Here is a 24,099-nt window from a genome sequence, read left to right as displayed (position 1 = left end):
GCAGCCCTCTGAAATAAATTCAGGTGCCTACTCTCCGAGGAGTTCCTGGGAGAGAATGATCAGCTTAGTCAGCATACGGGGGATGTGGAAAGGACCCTTAAAGAGGTTACCCTTAGCCGGCTGAGCCACCGTGCCATCTCTGTGGAGGTAGCCATACCACTCGGGGTACTCAGCGTCACGGAGGTGGGTCCATGCCCAGTCGAGTGCCTTCTTATGACTCTCGAGGTACTCCTCCCGACCGGTCTCTTTGTAGGCGTAGAGGTGCGCAATGGCTGCCTCAGTCTGGGGCCACCAAAACTTCATATCCTGGCTGTAGTCCTGGCTCGGGAAGCCCTTGCAGTCGCGGAAGTTGATTACACCGCCATAGGGCTCGTCCCAGCCCCACTCCCAGGCGCCATCCAGCACGTCAAGGCCAAAGGTGCGCATCTCATCCGAGATCGGGAGGGAGGGGAAGGCGTGCCCCACCTCCATAAGGAACCAAGAGGTCTCTATGCAGTGCCCCGGGTTGATCGTCCGCCCCCCAAGGGTGTCGATAAGGTCGCCCTCAGGGGTGACACTCTCGAGGATGATGTGGTACTCCGGGTGCCATAGCTTGTGGCGGATCGCCTCATACGATTTCTCCACCTGTCGCTCCAGGATCGGATCATCGACCACCTGACGAAGCACCGCAGCGGTATTCATCAGGATCATCAGGATGCTGTGCCCTATGGCGGGCTGAGTGGGGAGGTACTTCGGTGGCAGTGCACCGGGTGTCTCCAGCCACTCCTGCACCTGGCGGAAGAGCCGGAGAGCCTTGTCGGCATAGCTCCTATCCCCCGATGCCAGCGCGTACTCCGCCATAGCGATGATGCCGAAGGTCTCAGAGAAGACGTAGCGACGCTTACGGAGAGGGAGTCCCTCCCGAGTCACCTCGAAGTACCAACGACCATCCTCCGGGTCAACGCAGTGTTGCTCTGCGAAGTCAAGGATGCTCTTTGCTGCCGCAAGGTACTCAGGACGTGGGTCGACGTGATTGTAGACGTAGGAGAGGATGTAGGCTGCACGGCCCTGAAACCAGACCGACTTGGTCCCGTCCATCAGCGTCCCGTCACGATCGACACAAGTGAGCATACCACCATACTTCCGGTCGAGACCATGCTCGAGCCAGAAGGGGAGGATACTCTCCTGCAACTCCTCTCTGCACTGAGTGATTAAGTTGTGTAGATATTCTTGTGTTGAAGAATTCATTGTTAGGGTTCGATAATTGAGTGGTAATAGTTGCTTGAGGGGAGATCTGCCTTAGATGGAGTACTTCGTGATCTCCCAGCCCATGAATCCCATATCAGTCACCATAAGATAGACATGGACCGTAGTCCCATCGGGGCTGACGTAGAAGCAGGCATCCCCCACCTTATTGGGATTTGTCCCCACGCGCTCATTGAGCCAACCGTAGAGTCGACCATAGTCTACTTCATTAGGCTTTGAGAGGTCTCCGCTGGCGGAGGGATCGTACTTCTTATTGTACGAGTCGAGGATCTCACCATCAGTGAGAGATGCCGGGGCACCACTCTTGATATCAGCCACGATGAGACGATTCCTCCAGTCGATAGCAGCGCTCCAGGTGGGTACTTCACCATTGCCGATAGCGACCAGCTCCATACCATTGAAGTGAGTATAGCCGAAGCCCTTGGTATTCCCATTGACCGTAAACCAATTCTTACCGGGGCCGAAGTAATGGGTCTCACCATCCATACCCACCTTGACCATACCACGGTCCACGAGAGCACCGATCACGACAGGATCGCTGTCCTCTACACCGGTGGGGACACACTTGGAGGCATTGGTAAGGGCTATCACACTCTTGGGAGCAATAAGTCCGCTGTGCTTAACGACCTCACCATCCTTAAGAGAAAGTACGAAGAACTCATTGAGGCCATTGAAGACAAATCCAATGCGTGCCTTGCCACTAAGGACATTGCCGGCAATGCCCATAGTACGGCCGGTATTGGCATTCTTATTCTTGCCCATAAACATCGGATCGTGCTGAAGATCCTGCGTGAAGATCTTGGTCGGAGCACCATCGATCCCATCCTTCCAGACCCATACTTCGAGCGTGTGATTGGGAACCCACTTATTCTCGATCGAGGAGATCGTGGTAGCCACCAGGTGACCTGCCTCATCGTGAGCGATACCATGGATATCACCAACGATGGGATCACGATTGACGGTCTTACCGGTAGCCTTGCCTGTGAAGCGATTGTGGCGAAGGAGTGAACCCTTAAGATTGGCGATGATCAGCTCGTCTCCGATCACAGCCATAGAGCGATTTTGAGCATCGACCCAGCCGTGATCACCATCCTTAATCACCTTGACTCCGAAGAGTGGGGAGATCACGCCCGGCTTACCAAGCGGTGCGTAGTTGGGATCTACGATCTTAAAGCTATACTTAGTCTCTTTCCCACTCTGGGAAACTACTGTGAAAGAGGTATTCTCGTCTGTCAAGTCCATCTCTGCCCCCTCAGCAGGGAGCTTCAGCGTCGACCATGGCGAGGTCTCGATCTCCAGCTTGGCATGCTTAAGCATCTGGAGGTGCTTATACCCAAGCTGTACAACCTTAATGACGCGTGTACCATCCTCACTCGCCGGCTGTAGGATATAGATGAACTTTGCATTGTCACCTCCGTTGAGTAGCTTCATCGAGGTGACGTCAGAACGGTCGGACAGTACATACTCTGCGCGGAAAGTATACTCCTTGCTACTTCCATCTACGTAGTGTATGGTAGACCTAAAGTCCTTAGTGAGGTCATGGACGCCCTCCAGTTTGGGTTCAAATGTAGCACCCACAGGCATCACCGCAGTGAGGACCATCTGGGTCAGGTCACCCTGTATCGGGTCGATATCGGAGAGATAGTAGGGGATCTTAAGAGTAATGAGCCCCTCCTCATCATCGATAGTAGCCTTGAAGGTCTTATCTTTATTGGAGCAAAAAGCCCCCTCTACCGACAATGTATGCAAGTCCGCCTCCTTGGTGTAGCCGGGCTCGACCGGACTCTGACAGCCCGTCAGAAGTCCGAGGAGCGCACCCATGAGAGGTAGTATATATCTTACTTTCATAGCTGTACGTGTTTCGAAGTTATTTCCACTGTTCATTCTGCTCAAGAGCCGCGTTGTTCTTAAACTCATTAAGCGGGATCGGGTTGATCAGATACCTCTCCGGGAAGATGAGCGGTTGAGGATCCACGGCAATATACTGGTACACGAAGTGGTCGTCACTCTTGGTGATCTTGACTCCATGGCGCTGCATGCCATCCATAACCCTCTGAGCGATACCCCATCGACGGAGGTCCCAGAAGCGGTGTCCCTCCAGACCAAGCTCCCTGATGCGCTCCAGCTGCAAGTCACCCAGGTACTCCTCCCAGGAGGCCTTGAGAGCAAGCGCCGGCAGCTGTACCGACGCACGAGTGGTGCGCAGCTTATTGAGCTCCTGGTAGGCCTCGGTGTACTTCCCCAGTCGCGCCAGAGCCTCAGACTTGATGAGCAATACCTCTGCAAATCGCATCTCGATCCAGTACTGATCACTCTTGATATTTACGAGATCTGACTCGGGGTCATACTGAAGATACTTGCGCACCACATACCCGGTGGTCGTGCTTCGAGTATTATCGGCAGTATCATACTCATGGAAGCCATCTACACCACCTACAAAAAGCTCTAGATTGCGTGGCTCCCATCGCTTATTGGCAACATCGACAAGGCGCTTCCATGGGGCTCCATTATAGAGAATAGTGGCATAGAAGCGAGGGTCTCGATCCTTCCAGGGGTCAATCCCGGTAGACCTCACCTCGTCCCAGCTGAAGGGCTTCCACACATCGCCCACCTTGATCTCGTAGCTCCCGGCAAACTCCTCCGTCGGGGTAGCCACCACGCCGGTCTCATGACCGAGGAAGTCGGCAGACGCTCCGTAATAATTATCAAAATTGTGCTGCAGGCTCGGCTTATCGAAGTAGGCGGCAAGGATGAGCTCCTTATTGTGCTCCGTGGTAAAGACCTTGCTGTAGTCGTCCAGAAGAGCATACTTACCCAAGCGCTCTACCTGAGACACCGCATCCAGCGCTTCCTGCCACCTGCCGGCGTAGAGAGCCGCGCGGGACATGAGTGCCCATGCGGCACCCTTAGTAACTCGACCCAGGTCCAGTGCAGGCCACTCCTCGGGTAGCTTCTCCGCTGCCTTGGCGTACTCACTAAGGACAAAGTCCCAGCACTCCTTCTCTGATGAGCGGGCCTTAGAGCGGTCATTTTGATCATCGACCTTCTCCTCGCTGATCCGGAGGACAACACCTCCATATCGCTGGATCAACTCCTGATAAGCAAATGCTCTCCAGAATCGTGCCTCAGCTATGCGGATGGCCACCTCATCTTGGGGAAGCTCAGAGAGCTTACCCTTATTGCAGTCGACAAGGAATTCGTTGATCCTCTTGATCCGACTATACATATCAGCCCAGTTGTCGAGGACAAAGGCTTGTGTATAGCTCTGAGGTTGATAGAAGATCTTATCATTCTCGGAGAAAGTCTGATTATAGAAGGTGGGCTTCATCAGATCCGTGTAGAGCTCACTCATGCGCCCATTGCTCCTGATCTCAGCCGTGTGCGGTGACATCAGTACTCCGTAGAAACTCTTGACGTGGAGGTCAAGATTCTTCATATTGGCATATGCGGTACGCTCACTATACCGATCATTGGGGTCTATCTCCAGAGGATCGCTACACCCCGTCATCGCAGCCGACAGCGCGCCCAGCGAGAAGCAGAGTACCGCTATCTTAGCTATTATCTGTCTCATATCCTTGAGTATTTCTTAGTAAATGATTTCATCAGAAGGAGACATCAAGTCCCAGGCTGACTGTTTTCTGCTGAGGATAGTAGGCCTGGAGGACACTGGGTGCCTCGGGGTCTACGTACTTAAAGCCGGAGAAGGTGAGGAGATTGACTCCGGCCACATAGACTCGGAGGCTCTGCAGACTCATCTTTCTCGTCAGTGTCTCCGGGAGCGTGTAGCCAAGGGTAACATTCTTGAGCCTCAGATAGGATCCATTGATCAGCCAGTAGTCTGAGGTCCAAGCGTTATTGATATTTCCCACGATAGAGAGACGAGGATATTTCCCGCCTGTGTTATCGGGCCTCCAGCTTCCCTCTACAAGATACCTTGGCGGGGTATCTCCTCCGCCATAGAAGGGTTTCGTCAGAGGGGTCATATCCTCGACGCCATTATTCCAGGCACCCTGAAGCATCTGACTATAGAGAGCCGCTCCCTGAAACATTACAGAGAAGTCTATCCCTCTCCAGTCGAGTGAGCCGTTGATTGCATAGACCAGCTCCGGGAATCTGGAGGAGGCTATCTCCACCTTATCATCGACAGTGATACGTCCATCACCATTGATATCCTCGTACCTTATATCTCCCAGCCGGACCTTGCTGGGATGTCTGGGTGCGTTGTCAATCTCCTCCTGTGTCTGGAAGAGACCCACTGCCTTGAGTCCAAGCACTCGACCTACCGAGCGCCCTATCTGACTCTGCCAGGGTAGGATATTGTCCGGCTCTGCTCTCTTGAGGATGCGGTTGTGAGTGTACGAAATGGTACTACTGAGATTGTAGTGCAGATCTCCTACGGTATTGCGATGTGAGAGCACCAGCTCGAAGCCTCGGTTGTCAAAGGTACCTGAGTTCTCGATCGTGGGATAGTTTCCTCCCAGAGAGGGTGGATAATTACCCCCGAGAGGCTGGAGAATATCATAGGTATACTTATAGAAGACATCCATCTCAAGACCCAGGAGTCCCCTCCAGAGAGTAAGGTCAAGGCCGAGGTTGTAGGTCCGCGTCTTCTCCCAGGTCAGGTCGGGGATAGGCATACCGGCAGAGGAGGTGACCAAGGTGTTCTGTGCCTGCGGGTCCTTACCGAAGGCTACATTCTTATTCTGGAGACTGTAGCTCTTGAGGAAGAGATAGGGAGCCACCGTATTACGTCCCAGCTGACCGATACTTCCACGAAGCTTAAGCATATCGACGATATCGGTGCGGTCCTTGATGAAACTCTCCTCAGACATCACCCAAGCGAGGGAGCCGGAGGGGAAGAAGCCCCAGCGGTAGTCCTTAGCAAAGAGATAGGTCCCATCGTAGCGGAATGAAAACTCTGCGAGGTACTTCTTGTCATAGGCATAATTGACACGCCCCACGTACCCGGCATTGGCAATACTGCCACTCTTTCCTCCGTTTCCAGGCCAGCGCTCACCTGCCTCGGGAATGATCTTACCGAAATCTAGCTCTCTGATATCGAAGAGGTCGTAGCTCCGACGACGGGCCTGGAAATTACTGGTGTAGAGACCATTAAGCTCGTAGAGGAAGAGGGCACCAATATGGTGCTTATCAAACGTATTGCTGTACTCGATAGCGGGTCGGAGGGTATAGCCGATATTCTGAGTGTTGCTCATATAGAGGCTACCGTCCTTCTGCAGATTCGTAGCGTCTCTAAGGGTATACGCTTTTTTCCCGAAGTCGTACCACATCACCTCATATGCGTAATTAAAGCTCTTGCCATTAAGTGCCTTATAATCCCAAGAGGCAAACATCGAGACATTGAGACCCTCTACGTAAGGGATGTCCCAGCGGATCTTACCAGAACCCTCGAAGGCATAATTTTTATTCTCTGCAGATCCGGAGTTCCCGATACTGTAGTAGGGATTGATCGGAAGTCGAGCAGGAGCCGTGGGATGGCCGTCATACTCTCGGGGAACAAATGGCCTCGCGTACATGAGTAAGCCCCAGACGTTGCCCGCCTCCTGATTGCCCCAGGAGAGGATACCATCGATGAAGTTATTGCGGTATCTACCTGCGAGATTGATGGACACTGTGATATTCTTTACCGGAACAGCATCAATATTGGCACGTATACCGTACTGACTATAGTGGTTGGTGTTGAGGATACCATTCTGATTCATGAATTCACCACTGGTGTAGTACTTGATGCGCTCGGAGCCTCCCGTCAGAGACACGGTGTGCTTCTGCATAGAGGTGGCCTTTAGTGCAGGAGCGATCCAGTCGGTATTCTCATACCCATCGGTAGGATCACCATTGGTGACCAGGGCCATCTCTTCCTCAGTGAACTTGGGAGCCTTGCCATCCAGCTCGAGCGCTTTATTGTACCACTGCATATACTCCAGACCGTTGACAAACTCAGGAAGAGTCGTCGGGCGTGACCAAGAGTAAGAGCCGGAGTAGCTGATATTGTGTCGTCCCTCAGCACCACGCTTGGTGGTGATGAGGATGACACCATTACCTGCACGCATACCATAGACTGCAGCCGCAGCTGCGTCCCTAAGCACGGAGATGCTCTCGATATCCTGAGGATTGACCTCATTCATCCTTCTCTCCACACCATCGACTAAGATCAGCGGAGAGGAGCTACCGTTATAGGTATTGAGGCCACGGAGCAGGATCTCTGTGCCATCAGCTCCTGGTGCACCTCCGGACTGGACACCGGAGAGACCGGGAGCTCTTCCGACGAGCAGCTGAGAGACATTACTTGTCGGGACCTTAGTGAGGTCGGACTTGGAGATCGTAGAGACGGCACCGGTAAGGTGCTCCTTCTTCTGAGTACCATAGCCGACGACGACCAGCTCACTGAGCTGCTCTACATTGTCCAGTAGCTTGACGTTGATCACCGTCTTACTTCCGACGGTTATCTCCTGCGGTACCATACCGATGAAGCTAAAGACTAGCACATCGGTCTTGGCAGCACGGATAGAGTACCGACCTTCCTGATCGGTTGCAGTGCCGTTACCGGTATTCTTGACCTTTACCATGACGCCGGTAAGAGGCAGTCCGGTATTGTCAGTCACTTGACCGGTGACTTGGAGTTGTTGCCCCTGCGCTGTGACTTGTAGTGCCATCATTAGCACTCCAACCACAAGGGCCAATCTCCAGCAGATAGAGGCAGTTGGGATCTTCATAATCTGCGGTTTTGACTTATTAGGGTTTGTGAATCTATAAAACTATTATTATTAATCTCATTATCAACTCTTACCAGATCACGATCTCATCCGTCATCAGGTATTTATCGTCCGTAGGCATATGATAGTGCACCTTGATGTAGCGCGCCTTACGATCTGTCCTGGTAGTGAATGTCTCTATGCGTTGCCTCCGATCGTCGGGGGAGGTGGCAGATAAGATCCTGCCACAGGAGGTAAAGGTCTGTCCGTCCTCGGAGAGAGAGACCTCGACCCAGCGAGGCATATAGAGACCGGGACCCGCCTGCTGCATGCATCGGGTCGATACCTTGTGTATGGGCTGCACCACTCCGAGATCGATAAGCGCCACATTGTCGCGAGAGGCACGAGTCCCCAGCCACTTACCATCAGAGAAGTTTGCCGTCCCCCGCACGCCGTCCAGCAGCGCCGTCTCAAGACCCACAGAGGCATACTCCCTGCTGGTGGGGGTCAGCCAGGTAAGTCTCTTACCCACCCCCAAGTGATAGTCAGCATCCACCTCCGTCACCCGACCATCTATCCTGCCGGCCACGAAGTGCGCCGCCATGATCCGTGCAGAGTCGCTCACCACGATGGTGTCACCGAGGCTGTATCTCGGCGAGGAGAGTGTCGGGATCGTCCCGTCCAGTGTATAATGTACCTCGAGGGGACGTCGCTCACTCTCCAGTGTTACCAGTATCCTCCGATGAGCATTGTCGACAGTCATACTCTCATCCAAGATGGAGGAGGGACTATAGCTATTGACGCCCCTACCCCGCAGTCTCTCCACCTCGCGATTGAGACGCCACTTAAAGCACTCCGGATCCTTCCGCGACACCTCAGTCCAGCCTATCTCGGCGAGAGACAGGAGGCGAGGAAAGATCATATACTCTGCATGCTCCGGTGTAGGCACATACTCCGTCCAAAGATTTCCCTGTACACCTACGATGTGCCTCTTCTCATCCGATGTGAGTGAGGGGGGTATAGGATCATACCCGTAAGTCCTCATAAAGGTAGTGGTCCAGCCATTGGCCTCCGGCTCATAGCGTCTATCCGACTGATAGTAGTCCAGATACAGGATCCCCACAGGACACATTATGGCATCGTGACCGGACTTGGCTGCCGTGATGCCTCCCTCCTCACCACGCCAGGACATAATAGTCATCTCGTGAGGTGCTCCTCCACCGAGGACATCATCCCAGCCTATGGCTGTGCGTCCCCTGGAGGTGACGTACTCTGAGATGGAGGTCATGAAGTAACCCTGCAGGGCGTCTGTACTCTCCAGCCCCTCCCTGTCACACAGAGCCTTGCATCGTGAGCAGGTCTCCCATCCTCTCTTGTCTGCCTCATCGCCCCCTATATGGATATACTGAGAGGGGAAGAGATCCATCACCTCATCCAGGACCCGGTGTATAAAGGTGTAGGTCTCAGGATTACCGAGACAGAGATCTCTCTCGTACCTTGCCGGACTACCACTACAAGAGAGCTGCGGAAGGGCATAGAGCACCTCACTGCTGTGGCTCGGCATCTCGATCTCAGGGATCACCTCTATGCCTCTCTCCTGAGCGAAGCGGACCACTTCGCGGACCTCCTCCTGCGTGTAGTACCCACCATAGCCGCCGATAGAGTCAGAGGGAATATGCCGTCTGTCACCGGAGTCCCACCAGGTCATAAAGTGAGGCTCGCTACGGTAAGCAGTCTTGCCTACCAGCTCAGGGATGCTCTTGATCTCCAGGCGCCATCCACCACCATCCGTGAGATGCCAGTGGAGCTTATTGAGCTTATACCGAGCCATCTCATCGAGAAGTCGGAGGATAAAGGGGAGGGGCATATAGTGGCGTGACACGTCCAGCATCAGTCCCCTGTAGGGAAGCCGCGGTCGATCCTCGATCTCCAGTGAGGGAAGCCCTCTCGGAGTGATCAGCTGCCTAAGCGTCTGTAGGGCGTAGCGCGCTCCCTCGATCTCCTTATAGCGGAGGAGGACACCTGCGTCAGGAGTTATCCTGAGTGTGTACCCGTCCGGCGTCATCCCCGGATCATACTCGAAGTGGATCATCGAGCGATCCGTCGACTCCTCACACGAGACGCTCAGACCCGAGACCTCCCCCGCCTCCTTGATCTCACCGACCAACTCTCTGGCAATAGGCAAGAGATCACTAAGAGTCTCGGGCAGCGACAGCCTCACTCCATCGGACCACTCATAATACCCCTCGGATAGAGACTCCACATGCTGAGGCATGGGGATCAGGGTGTAGTCCTCCTCTTGAGAATAGGCGGAGAGACCTCCTACGAGGGCAGCGCAGGAGAGGAGGAGTCGGAGTATGTACGAGGTGGAGCTCATGGCGACTAAGTCATCATCGAGATGGAGTAGAGCGGAACCAGAAGCGCTCGATCTCCTCCAGACTCTTACCGGTAGTCTCCGGCATCAGCCTCCATACGATATAGAGGTAGGGCAGGCACATGAGTGCAAAGAGGAAAAAGGTCCCCGACGGCGTCAGCGTCTCCAGCATCCAGGGCGTAAGCTGACCAATCAGGTAGGTCCCGATCCATAGCGAGAGACCCGCCAAGGACATCGCCAGACCTCGGATGCGGGTCGGATACATCTCTGAGAGGAAGACAAAGATCACCGCGCTGATAGACCCCGCGCAGAAGAATATGTATGCCAGGAAGAAGACCAGCAACCAGGTGGACGAGATGCCGATCGTCTCACCATACAGGAAGTATAGCCCTATCAGCACCAGCGACACGATCATACCTGACACGCCATAGTAGACCAGAGTCTTCCGCCCCACCTTATCGATGAGGAAGATCGCCAGCATGGTGGTAAGTACATTGACTATACCGATCCACACCTGATACCATAGAGAGTCCTGCGCTGCCAGCCCGGCACCCTCAAAGATAGAGGGACCATAGTAGAGCACAGCATTGACTCCCATAAATTGTCCGAGCATAGCGATCGCCACCCCGATCAAGACCGGGCGGAGGACAGCCGGTTCCCTCAGGAGCCGGAGAGAGCTCTGCTCAGCGGATGTTGCTGCGATAGCTGCTCTCGTCTCACTCATCTGACTCTCGACCACCTCAGGGTCCCTATGCATAGTGCGTAGGATCGCCCTTGCCTGGTCGTCCTTATGTCTCAGGATGAGCCATCGGGGACTCTCGGGGATAAATAGTATAGCCACAAGGAAGAGCAGAGCAGGGATCGTCTCCATGCCCAGCATCCCACGCCATACCTCTGCGGAGAAGATGAGTTGCATCCAGTCTCCGGAGAGATTCGGCTCAGAGGAGGACCATCGGAGGAGTGCAAAATTGATGAGGTATGCTCCGAGGAAACCAATGGTGACAGCAAGCTGGTAGAGTGCCACCATCCGTCCGCGATACTTAGGGATAGAGATCTCAGAGATATAGAGTGGCGAGACGATCGACACGACGCCGATCCCCATCCCTCCTATGATACGATAGACTACCAGCTGATCAAATGAGTGGCAGACTGCACAGCCTACCGCAGAGGTAGTGAAGAGGACCGCAGAGAGCAGCATACTCCACTTGCGCCCTATCCCATCACTCAGGATCCCGGCGCATAGCACCCCGATAATCGATCCTACCAAAGCGCAGCCCACGTACCAGCCCTGCGACATGGTATCTAAGCCATACTGCCCCACCACGAGAGGGATGGTCCCCGAGATAACTGCCGTATCGTAGCCAAAGAGGAAGCCTCCGAGAGCAGCAATTATCGCCAGGAAGAGCAGGTAGCCGTAGTTGGTCTCTTTCTTCTCCATCTTGTTGCCTTACTTCTCCACCAAGGGGGTTATCTCATTGATCCATAGACGATAGCCCTGAGCAGTCAGATGGATGCCGTCACGGGTATAGGAGGCGCACAGCATATCTGTCTCCGGGTCTATCAGGAGAGAGAAAATATCCAGGTAAGTACAGTCCATCCTCTTAGCCAGGGCTGAGAGCTCGGCATTGACCTGACGGATATTATCGGTGCTTACTGAGGGCGTGTCAGTCTTGAAGATCTCCCGATTGATCGGAAGTATACTCTCGAGGTAGATCTTCGTGTCGGGGCACTGACTCTTCAGGATACTCAGGATATGCTCGATGTTAGCAATGATCTGAGCATTGGGCTTAGAGCCGATGAGGTCGTTGATACCAATCATCAGGAAGAGCTTGGATGGCTGATGCCGGATGATCTCAGGCATACGGTGGAGCACTCCGGCTGTGATGTCACCCCCGATACCTCTATTGAGGATCGCGACACCGGTGGGTGGCGTAAAGTACTCGTGCCACTGCCAGTGATCAGTGATGCTATTGCCGAGGAAGATGATCGCACCATTATGGGTGGGAGCCTCCTCAAACATCGACTCCCTCATAGTATAGTGGACAAAGGGCTCAAAGGGAGGTAGCTCGCGCTGAGCGTAAAGCGACTGTGCTCCGAGGAGGAGCAGCAGGATCGGAAGCAGATACCTATTCATGTCTTTATTTCTTGATTATAATGCCGTGATTATCACATCGATTCTTTACAGCGGACAAGGGCTTGATCTAATACCGATATTAGAGATCACTAATACCGATATTAGACTTTTCTTTTACCGGTATTAGTGAGCCACCAGGTCGGCACACCTTATTTCCGTAGAGATCCACTTCTTGACTAAAGGGATTGAGTATGCGATCCAGGAGGAGGATAAAGTCTCCCCTCGAGATCGTCCCTCCTAGGTCTTGCCCCGGGAGCTCAGCCTCTGTCACCTCTCTCTGGGAGAGCAGGCTCATCAGCCGGAGTGCCTGGGATACCGATACCTCCTCTTGATCGGCTCCTCTCCACCGGCGGATCTGCTCCACCGCATCGGGGTAGTACTCCTCCAGGCAGAAGATCTCCCCGTAGTGGAGCGGAGCATCGACACGCATCCACGTCTCATTGGACCAATTAATAGTCTTGCCCTCACCCCTCAGGATCCCGGTGACGCCTATGCGCTGTAGGGGGAGGAAGAGAGGGTCGCCCTGAGGGACATCAAGGAAGGGCATCAGATACCCACCTCGCCTCAGCAGCTCACGCTGTACAGCTCTCACAGAGACCTCTGCCGCAGAGATCTCATCCCTGACGGAGAGTGCGGCAAGCAGACCGGCGGCCTGTCCCAGCTGCATGACCACCGGCTGGAGCCGAGTAGTACCATTGACGACATTAGACACGGAGATAGACTTCTCCGCGACGAGGAGGTCTCCCTGATCCTGAGGGATCACTACGCCCAGCGGGACAGCAAAGGAGGGTACCGGATGGAAGTGGAGGTCGGGTAACGCCTCCTCACCGGTATAGGCCTCGTGGTGATGATCCACCGGATAGTCTCCCACCGCCACAGAGGTACGATAGAGAGGGAGTGGCTGATCGTATGGGTGCTCCAGATGATTGAGATCAAAGCGGACTATCCCCCTGATCCGCCGTGACTCTCTGTGGTAGGGGATAAAGGGCCAGCCATCTGCAGTGGGGTACTCATCATCCGCAATACCGAGGTGATCAAAGCCCAGCTCATTATGTATGAAGTAGAGGAAGCGCTTGGTCTTCTCCTTAGCTTGCTGATAAGCCTCCTGACGCTCCTCCTCGGATGACTCTATCACATTGGCGTAGTAATCATTGCCCTCTATCGGCCAATTGATCATATACTTACCATTGGGCAACTTGCCATACCGGAGCATATCCTCCGGCGACCAGAGGGTGCGGTTCGGATTGACAGGGGTATGACAGAGATCCGTCTTGCAAGAGCAAGCAAACTCCCTCGGGTCATAGCCCTCCGGTCGGTGGAGCGGTATGGGGTGATCGTACTCCTTGAGTATGGCTACATAGGTGAGATCCTGTATGATGTGATTAGACTCCTCCGGAGCGACATCCTCCCCTGAGATAGCCCTTGACTCCATACCCACATCGTACGGCACTCCCAGCTCTCCCGCGATGTCACCAAGCTCTGTCGCATCGATCAGTCGACGCGCCAGCACCTGCTCTGAGCCCTCCGGCCTACTTATCCGCAGACGATACCCCTCTCCGGGGGCTGTCACTATAGAGGAGACTGTGGTCGAGGGGTAGAGCGTCAAGTGAGACTCCCGGCGGACCATACGTAGTAGGATCGCATTCCCTACAGAAGGCTCAAAGAGTGTCCGACTCACCCAGCCGGTCGCCAGCGCCTTGTCGTCTCCATAGTGATCGACCAAGGCACGACGAAACTCGCCGTAGATGCCACTCTGCAGCCGGTAATTACCATCCACGGCACTCACTCCGGCCGAGGTGAGCATCCCGCCGAGCCACTCACACTCAGAGAGGAGCAAGGTAGAGCATCCCATGCGGGCCGACTGTAGTGCTGCCGCGGTACCGGCGACACCACCACCCACAACGACCACATCGTACGCTCTCTCCTGACCTGAGAGGGTCTGACCCATCAGTAGGCAGGACAGTGCGACAAGGAAAGCCCGGACGAAACTATGGAGAGAGATGGTCCTCATCTTATGCCAAAGTACTCACGGTATCTGTCGTATAGATGACCTGCCTGCAGGTAAGCAGACTGAGGCGAGAGGAAGTGGGAGAACTCAAAGGTGATCGCCTTATCGTACCCGGCACGCTTAGCAGCCTCGAGCTTGAGACGAAGTTTCTCAAAATTAATCGGGAAAAAGCGTATCGGCATGTCTCTATCAAAGGTCTCAGCATTGGTCCAGCACTGCATACCGTACTTGTCGGCGAGCCTCTTATTCACCTCAAAGAACGCATCCAGCTCATCGTAGTCGATCTGGCCATCCTGGAAGGCTACGGCATCCACCACATCATGAATCCCGGAGAAGATCTCGTCCCACTCCTTCTCATGCTGCTGCACGGAGACAGCATCAGCCTTGGTCAGCGCACTGCCGGAGGCCATCACAGCCTTCTTCCCATCTATCCAGGGAGAGATGAAGGTGGGGAGTCCTCCCGACACATCCTTGCACTGCTTGCCCATCGCGTGGAAGGCACCAATGGCCCCCTTGGTAGCACGACTGATCTCCCCACTGATATACCATCCGCCAAAGCTGCTATACCGCTTACCGTAGCGCTCCCACACCTCATCGATGACATACTTATTATCCTCGATCTCGTGAGACATATCACCGGTATCCCAGTAGACTCCCGAGTCGTAGAGACCGAGGTAAAACTTCATACCATGCTTTTGTGCCAGCCGCAGGAAGAGGTCGAGCAGGTCTCGCCCGGGGCGATAGCAGCCCTTGCTGATCAGGTAGGGCGACGGATAAGTGATAAACTTACGATACCCGCAGCGGATCATTATGACAGTATCTATGCCGATAGCACGCATATACCCGAAGTCCCGATCCCACTCCTCCTCGCCCCAGTTTTGGCAGGGGATATCATGGGTGATCTCATCAAGGAAGGTCCCTGTGATCGGTAGTGCATTACCGACAGGAGCCGTCCGGAGTCGGGACTCTGTGGTGAGGGGCTCTCCGTACACATCCGTGATGGACTCTGCTCTGGAGAGTAGCGTGGAGGAGAGGGCTGCAGCGCCTATGGCTGCGCTCTTCTTAAGGAAGTTTCTTCTACTCTTATCTTCCATAATTATCTATTGGGCTTTGTTGGGAATAGTTATAATCGACCTTACTTGATCGGCTTGCTGATGTCTCTCGGGACTATCTTCAGGAGGTCGAAGACATCCATAGCGGGTATGACGTTGTCTGTCGTCATGAAGTCAAACCCTCTGGGAATGATGAAGTACTGCATCGTGGCAGGCTCATTGACCGTCCAAGCGCCTATGGACATGCCGAGCGATCGGGCCTCATCAAACCACTCCGGATGCTTCCAGAAGACGGAGTAATTGTAGTCTACTCCCCTCATCCCCATAGCATACAGCTCCTTGGGACTATAGTCAGCTCTCAGGTGCATGACGAGTGACTCGGGAGAGGACTTGACGAGCTGCTTACAGATCTCGATACTGAAGGAGATAAAGGCTGTCCGCTCCAGTAGCCCGTGCGCCTTGACCATAGCAAGAGCTTGATCTGCGAGATAGCGCTCTGAGCCTGGGTCTTCCTGAGTCTTGAGCTCTAAGAAAAGCTTTAGGTCGGGGTACGAGCTCAAGGCCTCCAGGAACTCATCCAGCGTAGGGATCTGCTCCTTGCTGCGGAGACGTACGTTATCTCTGAGCTGAGACCAGTCTGTCTTGTCGATACGATAGCCACCGATATCAGGGTCATGTGAGAGTATAAGGACGCTGTCCTTCGTCAGCTGCACATCGATCTCTAAGCCATAGATGCCCCTGATGTCGTAGGCTCGATGGAGTGACTCGATAGAGTTTTGGGCACTTCCACGGACATTCCATAGCCCACGATGGGCAATTATGGCTGTCTGCGACATAAGCGGGAGGTGTGCAAGAAATGCCAGAAGGAGGCAGAGAGTAAGCTTTCGATAGTTCATATATAGTGATTGATTTGATTTTATCAGCAGTTGTGCCATTAAGTCTATCAGTCAGAGGGGATCGTCTTTGCGACTCCGGGTTTCTCCACCCTAACCATCAGGAGAGACAGCTCGTAGAGCAGATAGAGCGGGACAAAAACGACCGTCATCGTGAGTGGATCGCCACTGGGGGTGATGACGGCAGCAAGGATAAGCAGGACAACTACAGCGTACTGCCTACCTCGCTTGAGAGTGTCGACATTGAGGACACCTATAGTAGCCAGCAACTTCACCACCAGAGGGAGCAGGAAGATGATGCCCATCGCTGAGATGAGGGTAAAGAAGTTGCTCATATAGGACTCCAAAGACAATTGATTAGCAATGAGGTCACTCAGATTGTAAAACACAAGAAAGTGCAATGTCAGTGGAAATACCAAGAAGTAACCCACTAAGACACCCAGGTAAAATAGGATCGGCATCCCCAAGAGGACATGCCTCAGGGCAATGGCCTCTCCTCGATAGAGTCCGGGACGTACAAAATACCAGACCTCTATCAAGACAGGAGGTACGAGGACGATCAGAGCAATGGCAATGGCAACCCTGATATGGAGGAAGAACTGCGTCCCTAGCCTGATATTGACAAGCTCTATCGGGAAGCTACCGGTCTCGAAACTCTCCACGGGACTGAGCCGCTCAATACAGCGATAGGTAACAAAGTCCGCCCTACAGGGGCCAAGGATCACTGAGTCAAATATCCTGGGGACAAGGACAAAGGCAACTGAAAAAGCGACCAGGAAGTAGATAAACACCCTGATAAGTACGCCTCTCAGGACCTCTGCATTATCCCAGAAATCGGGCTCCTCACTTCTCCTCCTTGGATGAGTCATCGTCCTTGGGGTCCGTCAGATCCTCATTGAGCCCATCCTTGAAGCTCTTGATCCCCTTCCCGAAGGAGTGCATCAGCTCCGGAATCCTCTTTGCGCCGAAGAGGATCAGGACAACGACTAAGATAACTAACAGCTCGCCCATACCGACCCTTGGCAGAAATAGTAGTGGTAAGTAATTCATAAGCCTATTGATAATTTGAGCTCCGGATGATCCCCTATCGGGACTCATCGGAGGGAAAGTATTTACTTATAAGAAGTGACACATAACGATCTATGGGCATAGATGGCCTGACCTCTGCGATCTCCCCCGTAGAGTGTCTCCACTGATCCTCAAAGGCGATCATCTCTGCCCTAAACTGCTCCTCGTCAAGCGGGACACCCTCCCTGAGAGAGCTCTCCACTGACTCGATAAATCGCTTCCATCGGGGAGCATAATAGTCTGTGACCAGACCGGCGTAGGCTCTATTGGCATAGTCTGTGAGCTGACGCCCCGGCTGCCCCCATACAGTGAGGATGCTGCGTGCATTTCGCTCGTAGTAGTCAGCCTCTGCCTCACTGTGAGAGCCATAGTCTCTCGCATCTCGGAGCCACTTACCGAGCGTAAAGTAGGGCTCATACGTGAGGAGCGCGGCGTAGTCGTCCATAAGCTCCTCCATCTGCTGTCCTACAGCTGATACTCGGTCGAGATCCTTATCCTCGTATGCCTTAGTAAGGGCATCTCTGAGCTCCATAAACCGATTCCCCAAGAGTTGGCGACCAACATTTACGAGATCATAGGTAAGCTCCCTGTGGTGAGTCTCGGCAAAGGTGTAGCCCTGCAAGAGCAGCTGCCACGCTCGTAGCAGATCATCGTTGTCATACTCATAGTCGGGCACTGTGCACCAGCCCTGATAGCCATGCAGACAGGGACGTGCGTGGATCAGCACCGCCTGACCTCCTCTGCTGAAGTCGCGGTAGACTGAGCTCTCGAGGATCTTCCAAGCCTCGTACACGTAATTATTCGCAGGGTTATTACCGCGCTTATCCGCCCAGATTCTGATCCACTCATCCGCTGTAGGTGCGCTCGTCCATGCTTGAGAGAGCACATACTCATACATGATCGGATTGGCATCCAGACCCTCCAGAGTACAGCCTATACCCATAGGTGCTGATGAGGGTGTGGCCTGCGCAGCAGTTAGTTTCTCCTGCACATCACGCATATTACCACAGAGCCAGCTGTTGCCGCCAAAGTTACCGAGGTAGCACCACAAGTATGGCTGGCCATAGAAAGCCTCCGTCTCCCTCCAGACCTCAGCCTTATCGCAGTAATAGTCCAGCAGGTAGATGCTCCCCTGGGGGACTGCCTCTAAGAATGCCCGTATCCGCTCAGGAGTCCAGTGCTCCTTATCGTAATAAAAAAGCCAAGTCATCATGAGCCACTTGGCCTCACTATCGACATCGGTTAGTGAGGTGTGGATTGCCCGTGAGACTTCGGCAAGGAACTCCGGTGACCAGTCGGGAGAGTCCACCTCATTAAACGCATCTATGCCATAGATATGATCGGTGCCGAAGAGCTCAGTCTGCCTCTCCAGATAGAGGGTCTGGATCTTGCGGAATAGTGGCGAAGCCGGTGAGAGGTAGTAAGTCCCGTACTTCTCCTCAAATCCGCCCCACTTACCAAGCCGGAGCACCTCTGCATCGGGGTAGTGCTGGGCAAGCTCCTGGGGGACATGACCAGCAAATGCCGGCAAGACAGGTGTCATCCCAAAGGACCGCTCACGCTCGAGGATCTTCTTCTGTAGCTCCACCTGCTCATCAAGCCAGGAGTCAGGTAGCGGACCTTCCCATCGATCGATATTATTCATACGATGCCAGGGGAGATGGGCCGGACCGGTGAAGTAGCTCTTCACGGACTCCGGATCGAGACCGAGCTCCGTCCAGACGTCAAGCCACACCTTCTCCTGACCAGTAATAGCCAGAGGCATGGTGACACCCTGAAGAGCCATCCAGTCGATTAGGCGCTCCCAGTCAGCCCACTTCCAGTAAGGCATGCTGTAGCCGAAGGTGCAGTAGTTGAGGAAGAACCGCTCCGGTACAACAGCCGATCCCTCAAGGGGTCCCTTGGTATCGGGGAGACGACCGGGCAGCTCCACCTTATCATAAGTGTACGGGCTTACATAGGTATGACAGTACTCGCTGAGGTACCTATTGAGACCCACAGAGAGGGCAAGGGGATCACTTCCCTTGATAGTCACCTTACCTCTCTCGGCAACAACGCTGTACCGAGACGGAGAGTCCAATGAAGTGGTGTCTCTATCAAGCACGAACTGAAAGGCTCCGCTCCTTTCCGGGAAAAGACGATCACACAGCCCGATTAGGGGAGCAATCGCTTCATCCGTCTCCTCAGAGCCATTTCCGCAGGCAGGGATAAGAGGAAGGAGAAGGAGGATAAGTACTAAAGTGATCTTCTGTTTCATATCAGAGACAACAAATGGCAGCCGAGTTATTTCTCAAAAAATCCGATGATCGACTTGATCGCACGGGTGTCACCGGTTGCAGCTACTATGTCCTTATGATTAACGATCTCGCCACTGACCCACATGTTGGTAGAGCCTCCGCCATCGAGGTTGAGGGCATCCTTACATCCCAGTCCCTTCATGATCTGAGCGAGCTCCACTAAGTCAGCTCCCTTGCTCTCAGGAATACGTCCATCGCAGACGAAGAGGACAATGCGACCATCCTCTCGTATGCCTACCGCTGTCCTATCCGGACGAATATCTGATCCGAAAATATCGTAGGGCATAAGCTCAAAATTGGCCAAGTAGTACTCATCACCCTCACGGAATGGTGTGAAGTCTACAGGCACTCTCCCATCCTTAAGTACTACCGGTCCACCGGACAGTCCATAGTAGGGGACCCACTCTACAGGCTTGCCTACAATTTCAGGAAGATAAGAGTCGTATCTTGCCTCTCCCAGGAGGATAGGCATCGGGTGCTCATAGAGGTGTGGCTCGCCGGCCTCTGATCCTCCCCAGTAGACCCTGGCGTCTCCCTCCTTCGTCACGCCAAAGAATCCTCTCATCGCATGGTACATGACGTTGTACTCCGGATGCTTGGTCCTCAAGGAACCGCGAAGGGGATGATTGACACCCTTCAGCCCATTGTGTCCATAAATACCGAGCGTAGTATTCATGTAGAAGTAGGAGCCATTCACAAGGACAAGAGCCTTTGAGAGCTGCTTGGCCTGCTCCGTCAGCGAGGTATTGGTACTGGGGTCATTGCGCTTGATGCGGCTCTTCTCCGGATTACCTACAGCATACCAGGCATTGAAGGGTCGTCCATTGAGAGTAGAGGTAGTGCTATACACCTCCACCTTGCCCTTAAGTCCGTCAGGGGTGATCTCTTTCCAGTCCAGCTTGATGGCTGCAGGTTGCTCCGGGAGAACAACCTTAGACGGCTCACTTACGTACCGAGACTTATCACCGAGAGCGTAGGCTCTGACATAAATCTCTGTCGCATCCTTAGGTAGGCGAGTGATGGGTATCATCTGCATACAGCCCGACTTACCTCTCAAGTCAGCAGGAGCAGGGATATCCAGTATAGGCTCAGCTGACTCCTCAGGAGTACGTGTGACTATCAGCCCGAAGTTTTTGCGCTCCCCTACAAACAGATTGGCAGGCTCATACTCTACCCCTACCCCGGCATGGGAGGCATAGGTACGTAAGATCCTGACGCCCTTGATTGCATCTGCCTTGATCACCTTGTAGAGCGAGGTGGCAGGATATGAGCGACTATCACCGCGCAGAGCAGCGACAGCAAAGTAGTACGATGCATCAGGAGCTATCTCCTGATCCACCACGTAAGAGCGAGCATCGGCGGGCAGCTTAGCAAGTGCCACATACTGCTCCGTGCCGACAGGCTTGTAGCTGACCTCAAAGCCATCAACCGAGCCATTGGGATCACTCCAGGAGAGTATCACCCTACCGGTCTCCATCGACTGTGTGATGGAGAGATTCTCCGGCATGATTACATTTTCAGGCTGCGAGTCAGCTGACTTACTGCATCCCGCCACCGCAAGCAGGAGCAGCAGAGAATAGACGTGGATAGATAAGGGTTTCATAAGGTAGATATAGTATGAGTTGATCGATTATTTCATTTTTCCTGACAGGGGACTTCATCTACCCGGGCGGAGAGTGGAGCGAGGGTTATCCTCTTCCCGGTGGGTAGCGTCAGCTTGTGAGACTGATCATCCCAATTGACAAGTAGCAGATAAGGCTTCCCCTCGGCGGAGCGCCACTTAGCACCCAATACAGCTGGATACTGACCATGACCGGGGACATCCATCAGGGGGACTTCGCCGGGAAACCACTCACAGAGAAGCTGCCCGCCGACGAGGATCGACCTGACCTTGGCACGGAATTGCTGCATACGCTTCAGGAAAAGGGCTTCCCGCTGTGCATCTGCAGCCACAATCCTTCCCGGCTGTATCCAGCCAAGCTGACTTCCCCAGAGGAGACTCTTGGCAGTGATAAACTTGAAGGATCCATTATTAATGGGCGATGCGATATAGCAAAATCCTGTGTAGAGAGCTCTATCAGAGTAGACTATGGGGAAGAGAGGAATAGGCTTATTATCTCCACGCCTGTCGGTATTCACTATGAGCATCAGGTCAAAAAGGTCGATGTAACACTCAGCACACTCCTCTGTCGCAAGGATCTGTCCATCGTTTATAGACCTCGCACGAGCAGCCTGATACATATCACGATACCCCTTAGCCCACCAGTTGCCACCACCGAGAGAGTGGTTATGGTCGGGATTATAGCAGAGATCAGGTGCCGCACAAGCCACTTGATCTATATACACTCCTGATGTAGAGAGTCTCTTACTGATGCTATCGATCACATCACCCTGAACTCTCTGCCAGATCTCAGAGGATGGACAAGCCACATTATGAGGGACCTTAGAGCGATACACTTCTTCGTAGAAGGACCCGTCCTTCTTCACACAGAGCGCCTTATCACCATGATAGGTGCGGAAAGCCTCCGACAGTGGATCCCAGAGACGCCCATTAATATAGGGTACTACGTGAGCGCCCATATGGGATAGCTCACGAAATTTTTCCTTGATCAGAGGCTTCGGAGGGAAATAGTCAGGGTATCGCGTATCAAATGGGTAATGATGCCAGTGATACCAGTGTACGCCGACGTTATTACCATACAGCGCCATAGCACGAAGCAATTCACTATAGCTATCTTCCTTCTGCTTCTGGATCCAAAGGTCATTCTCCATCAGCCAGCGCGGGATCTGGCGCTCAGTGACTGTCTTTGCCCCCCACTCTGTCTGATAAGTAAAGGGTCGATACCAGTCAATTACCGTACTCTCCCACCCGGACTTGCGATAGCCAATAACACTTGACCATGGTAATCGCAGATCATCATTACGCCTCCAGTCCTCTGAGACAGGGACAGTAACGTACATCGATACTGACTGCTCATCTGCAACACTCCTGAAGTGCTTGAAGTGTCCCTCCGTGTCACGTGTTGAGATAAAAGCGGTTCCGCTCGAGGAGGATGCCATAAGAAATTGCATCGTCCCACTTCCGGATGGATAAGGGAGACAGGCCTCAGTCCCCAACTCGATCGTCTTCGAGATGCCATACCCCACGGGCATAATCAACTCCATACTATCCTCACGGGGAACCTTGAACCTCGGAAAGGTAATCTGGTCTACTTGTCGGACGATCGGGCCGGTGATACGAAGGCTCCACTCGGGGAGTGGATCACCATCCACGTTAGAGATCTCCACTGTAACAGTAGAGGTACCGACATCCTGTCTCACTCGCCAGGTCAGCTCGACGAGGTCGTCACGCACCTGACGACCACCTACATACTCTACTTGGCTGTCAGAGAGCTCACCATCCGGTAACTGCAGACTCCACGGGAGAGTCCTATCAACCTCTGAAGAGGCAGAGGTAGTAGGAGACAAAACACTAAAACCATACCCGTCTCCTGAGCTGAAAGAAAGAGACACCTCGTCACTACGTAGCGTCAAAGCTCTGTATTGCTGCGCAGAAAGGGGACCTATAAGCCCCAACAGCGGTAGCATAAACAGAAGCATTAGCGAGATGCGTCGTGCGTAACATTCTTTCATTCTCATAACAGCTGGCGGCTTATGTAGTGATTGCTTGTGACGGACTTTGTCGATTCTTATCAAAAGCTCGATCAGTCTCATCGCAAATCTACTAATTATTTTATCTCCACCAACTATTTCCTCGACAAATCGAATAAAATACCAGCGATGCCCATATATATTTAATCAAGACTGGATAAATAAGGCTACTTATAATTATTATAAGTAATATAGGGAAAAACGTGTTGCAGAGTTTACTTTCTGCGCTCTATTTCAGATGCTCACTCATTAAGGCGAGTGATCACAAATCTGGTTATCAGACGGTTCTAATTTTATTTTAATCAATCCATAGATTTGAAGATGAGTTGAAAATGAGGTGTGGAGGGGGCTGTCGGCGCTCAGAGAGAAATTGGAGAGCATTACGCTGTACTATACGGTCAGCAGCTCTCATACAAAAAGTTCCCCCAAAGAGTACTTAGAATACCACCAGGAGCTAACGGTCGGCTTCGGCGCGCGGCACATTATGCCGCCCTCATTAAGCATGGGCTCACGCGGAACAGCGCCATACATCCTACACCTACAAACTGATCCGACTAGGCGACTGAGGCCTACCGCAGAGCAAAAAAAGAGAGGAGAGACCGGACACGAGTGTGTCTGATCTCTCCTCTCAAAAAGACGGCGGCTACCTACTCTCCCTGCGTAC

15 protein-coding genes are annotated in these 24,099 nt (G+C 53.3%); all 15 read right to left on the bottom strand.

All coding sequences use genetic code 11. The annotated features are described in order from the left end of the window. Positions 1 to 27: 27 nt before the first annotated feature. The 15 genes from QZR17_RS05560 to QZR17_RS05490 all read right to left on the bottom strand — a co-directional run bounded on the left by QZR17_RS05560 (position 28) and on the right by QZR17_RS05490 (position 23,252). Positions 28 to 1,227: an AGE family epimerase/isomerase gene (locus QZR17_RS05560; protein ID WP_297128711.1), complete on the bottom strand. Its 1,200-nt coding sequence runs from the start codon at positions 1,225 to 1,227 to the stop codon at positions 28 to 30. 51 nt (positions 1,228 to 1,278) lie between these two features. Beyond that, entirely contained in the window at positions 1,279 to 3,093 is a 1,815-nt protein-coding gene (locus QZR17_RS05555) for a DUF5018 domain-containing protein (RefSeq protein WP_297128708.1), read from the bottom strand. A 19-nt stretch (positions 3,094 to 3,112) separates the two neighbouring features. After that, the gene (locus QZR17_RS05550; protein WP_297128705.1) at positions 3,113 to 4,816 is read right to left on the bottom strand and encodes a RagB/SusD family nutrient uptake outer membrane protein; all 1,704 of its coding nucleotides are present in this window, start codon (positions 4,814 to 4,816) and stop codon (positions 3,113 to 3,115) included. Positions 4,817 to 4,847: 31 nt separating this feature from the next. Then, positions 4,848 to 7,922, bottom strand: a complete 3,075-nt coding sequence (locus tag QZR17_RS05545; protein ID WP_297128702.1) for a TonB-dependent receptor — start codon at positions 7,920 to 7,922, stop codon at positions 4,848 to 4,850. Between the two features lie 127 nt (positions 7,923 to 8,049). Next, positions 8,050 to 10,335: a family 20 glycosylhydrolase gene (locus QZR17_RS05540; protein WP_297128699.1), complete on the bottom strand. Its 2,286-nt coding sequence runs from the start codon at positions 10,333 to 10,335 to the stop codon at positions 8,050 to 8,052. Between the two features lie 13 nt (positions 10,336 to 10,348). Beyond that, the gene (locus QZR17_RS05535) at positions 10,349 to 11,770 is read right to left on the bottom strand and encodes a sugar porter family MFS transporter (RefSeq protein WP_297128697.1); all 1,422 of its coding nucleotides are present in this window, start codon (positions 11,768 to 11,770) and stop codon (positions 10,349 to 10,351) included. 9 nt (positions 11,771 to 11,779) lie between these two features. Further along, positions 11,780 to 12,466, bottom strand: coding sequence for a GDSL-type esterase/lipase family protein (locus QZR17_RS05530; RefSeq protein ID WP_297128694.1), 687 nt, complete (start codon positions 12,464 to 12,466; stop codon positions 11,780 to 11,782). Positions 12,467 to 12,545: 79 nt separating this feature from the next. Beyond that, positions 12,546 to 14,477, bottom strand: a complete 1,932-nt coding sequence (locus QZR17_RS05525) for an FAD-dependent oxidoreductase (protein WP_297128691.1) — start codon at positions 14,475 to 14,477, stop codon at positions 12,546 to 12,548. Continuing rightward, positions 14,474 to 15,568 carry a DUF4434 domain-containing protein gene (locus QZR17_RS05520; RefSeq protein WP_296159941.1) on the bottom strand — a complete coding sequence of 365 codons (1,095 nt, stop codon included), beginning with the start codon at positions 15,566 to 15,568 and terminating at the stop codon, positions 14,474 to 14,476. Before QZR17_RS05520 ends, QZR17_RS05525 begins: the two co-directional genes overlap by 4 nt. Positions 15,569 to 15,609: 41 nt before the next feature. Continuing rightward, entirely contained in the window at positions 15,610 to 16,422 is an 813-nt protein-coding gene (locus QZR17_RS05515) for a glycerophosphodiester phosphodiesterase family protein (RefSeq protein ID WP_296159935.1), read from the bottom strand. Between the two features lie 47 nt (positions 16,423 to 16,469). Further along, positions 16,470 to 17,288, bottom strand: a complete 819-nt coding sequence (locus tag QZR17_RS05510; RefSeq protein ID WP_297128689.1) for a twin-arginine translocase subunit TatC — start codon at positions 17,286 to 17,288, stop codon at positions 16,470 to 16,472. After that, complete coding sequence (tatA, locus tag QZR17_RS05505) at positions 17,263 to 17,469, bottom strand: twin-arginine translocase TatA/TatE family subunit (protein ID WP_297128686.1); 207 nt, start codon at positions 17,467 to 17,469, stop codon at positions 17,263 to 17,265. Before tatA ends, QZR17_RS05510 begins: the two co-directional genes overlap by 26 nt. Before the next feature lie 34 nt (positions 17,470 to 17,503). After that, a complete protein-coding gene (locus QZR17_RS05500) occupies positions 17,504 to 19,744 on the bottom strand; it encodes an alpha-N-acetylglucosaminidase (RefSeq protein WP_297128683.1) in 2,241 nt (746 codons plus the stop codon). 26 nt (positions 19,745 to 19,770) lie between these two features. Further along, on the bottom strand, positions 19,771 to 21,387 hold the full coding sequence (locus QZR17_RS05495) for a phosphodiester glycosidase family protein (protein ID WP_297128680.1): 1,617 nt from the start codon (positions 21,385 to 21,387) through the stop codon (positions 19,771 to 19,773). Positions 21,388 to 21,419: 32 nt separating this feature from the next. Further along, positions 21,420 to 23,252 carry a DUF6259 domain-containing protein gene (locus QZR17_RS05490; RefSeq protein ID WP_297128679.1) on the bottom strand — a complete coding sequence of 611 codons (1,833 nt, stop codon included), beginning with the start codon at positions 23,250 to 23,252 and terminating at the stop codon, positions 21,420 to 21,422. Positions 23,253 to 24,099 lie beyond the last annotated feature (847 nt).

Source organism: uncultured Porphyromonas sp. (assembly GCF_900541275.1).
GTDB lineage: Bacteria > Bacteroidota > Bacteroidia > Bacteroidales > Porphyromonadaceae > Porphyromonas_A.
Note: the sequence above shows the minus strand (reverse complement) of the source record. Positions and strands in the feature narration are given on the sequence as shown.